The 2,241-nt window shown below is 62.2% G+C and carries 3 protein-coding genes; all 3 read left to right on the forward strand.

What is annotated here, in order from left to right:
* Window positions 1–74 precede the first annotated feature (74 nt).
* The gene (tnpA, locus tag BG60_RS35995; protein ID WP_034474624.1) at window positions 75–503 is read left to right on the forward strand and encodes an IS66-like element accessory protein TnpA; all 429 of its coding nucleotides are present in this window, start codon (window positions 75–77) and stop codon (window positions 501–503) included.
* Entirely contained in the window at window positions 500–844 is a 345-nt protein-coding gene (gene tnpB, locus BG60_RS36000) for an IS66 family insertion sequence element accessory protein TnpB (RefSeq protein WP_034474626.1), read from the forward strand. Before tnpA ends, tnpB begins: the two co-directional genes overlap by 4 nt.
* A gap of 30 nt (window positions 845–874) precedes the next feature.
* A partial coding sequence (tnpC, locus tag BG60_RS36005) for an IS66 family transposase (protein ID WP_034474627.1) occupies window positions 875–2,241 on the forward strand: 1,367 nt, incomplete at its 3' end.

Below are 2,241 nucleotides of genomic sequence, written 5' to 3' on the forward strand. Positions count from 1 at the left end.
GTAAGCGGCTCGCGAGGGCCGTTCTCGACGGCTGATTGAGATGGTCGGTAGTTTAGTTCCCACTAAACGATTTGATGGGAACTAAAGTGGACGAGACATTGAGTCGTAGCCCGAAGATCAAACGACCGAACTTTCCCGTCGCTACCAAGCGGCACTTGGCCGAGCAGACCTTCGAGCCCGGGGCTTCTGTATCGCTGGTTGCGCGGCGTAACGACATCAACACCAATCTGCTGTTCAGGTGGCGACGGCAGTATCTTCAGGGCATATTCGGTACACCACATCCCGAGCATGCGGCTGCAGTCGCAAATCCTGAGACCGGTGCGCCGGTACTACTGCCGGTGAGCATTGTGACGGAGACGTCGGAGGTCGCGCCCAATAGCCACGAGACTAACTCGCCACCCGAGAACGTCTGCGAGATCGAATTTGATCGTGCACGCGTTCGCATCGCCGGTGACGTTTCACCGGCGATACTGCGGCTACTCATTCGCGAGCTTACCCGATGATCGGCCTGCCTTCAGGCGCGCGCGTCTGGCTTGTAGCGGGTATCACTGATATGCGTTGCGGCTTCCAGGGTCTGGCCGCCAAGGTGCAAACGGCGCTTGAAGAGAACCCCCTGGGCGGGAACGTCTTCATTTTTCGCGGGCGCCGCGGTGATCTCGTAAAGGTGCTTTGGGCTACTGAGGACGGGATCTGGCTTCTCGCGAAACGATTGGAGCGAGGGCGTTTCGTCTGGCCACAGGCCGATGGCGGCAAGGTCTGCCTGACCTCTGCTCAGCTCTCGATGTTGCTTGAGGGCATTGACTGGAGGCAACCACGCCGCACCGCTGCACTGTCGATGTTGTAAACCGCGCGGAAGGCTCGTAAACTGCGCCTCATGTCGAACGGCGCCGATCTCCCTGAGGATGTCCACGCGCTGCAAGCCTTGGTGCTTGCGCAACGCGCGTCGCTTGCCGAACAAAGTGGCGAGATCGAGCGGCTGCGGCGGGACATGGCCGAGCAGGATCTCGAGATCGAGCGGCTAAAGGCGCAGATCGACAAGCTCAAGCGGATGCACTTTGGTCGCAAGTCCGAGCAGCTTGACCGTCAGATCGCCCGGCTCGAGACCGAGCTGGAGGAACTGGCTGCCGGGCGCGGCGTTGCGGATGTGCGCCGTGCCCGCGCGTCGCCCGCAAGCACGTCCGGCGGTAACCTGTCGCCGAAGGAGGCGCTGCCGCCCCATCTGCCGCGCGAAGAGCATGTGCTCGAACTCGATCCGGGCTGCCCACTGTGCGGAAACGCCATGCGGTTGATCGGCGAAGACATTTCCGAGCAGCTCGCTCGCGTCTCGGCCGCCTTCAAGGTGATCCGCACGATCCGACGCAAGGGCGTCTGCACCTGCTGCAATCACTTCTCGCAGCCGCCAATGCCTGGTCTGCCGATCGAGCGCAGCATTGCCCACCCGAGCCTGTTGGCTGACATCCTCGTTGCCAAGTACGCGGACCATACCCCGTTGTACCGTCAGTCGGAGATCGCCGCACGCGACGGCGTCACGCTCGACCGCGCGAGCATGGGGCGCTGGGTTGGTCAGTGCGAGGAGCTCTGCCGCCCGCTGACCGAGGCACTGCGCCGCTATACGATGGCCGGCACGAAGCTGCATGCGGACGACACACCGATTCCCGTGCTCGCGCCGGGCAACAAGAAGACCAGGACAGGTCGCCTGTGGGTCTACGTCCGTGACGATCGTCGCTCGGGTTCGAACGAACCGGCCGCAGTGTGGTTCGACTACTCGTCCGACCGCAAAGGCATCCATCCCCAGACCCGTCTCGCCGGATTCAAAGGCATCCTGCAAGCGGACGGCTACGATGGCTTCAACGAGCTGTACGCCAGCGGCAAAGTTCGTCAGGCAGCGTGCTGGGACCATGCCAGGAGACGGTACTACGAAATTCACGCCAGCACGCCGACCGACGACACGCAGGAACTGCTCGATATGCTCGGCGAGCTCTACAGCATCGAGGCCGATATCCGCGGCAAACCAGCCACCGAACGGCTGCGAGTGCGGCAAGAGAAGAGCAAGCCTCTGCTCATCGCATTCGAGACGAAGATCAGGGCCAAGGTTGCGACGCTGTCGCGCAAGTCGGAGCTGGCCGGCGCAATCAACTACTCGTTGAATCGCTGGGCCGAATTGATGCTGTTCTGCGAAGACGGTCAGGCCGAGATCAGCAATATCCTGGCCGAAAATGCCCTGCGCTGCGTAAGCCTCGG

The sequence above is a fragment of the Caballeronia zhejiangensis genome, from assembly GCF_000698575.1.
GTDB lineage: Bacteria > Pseudomonadota > Gammaproteobacteria > Burkholderiales > Burkholderiaceae > Caballeronia > Caballeronia zhejiangensis.

Coding starts and splice junctions, on each gene's coding strand:
- tnpB (WP_034474626.1), top strand. CDS start 500: ATGATCGGCCTGCCTTCAGGCGCGCGCGTCTGGCTTGTAGCGGGTATC.
- tnpA (WP_034474624.1), top strand. CDS start 75: ATGGGAACTAAAGTGGACGAGACATTGAGTCGTAGCCCGAAGATCAAA.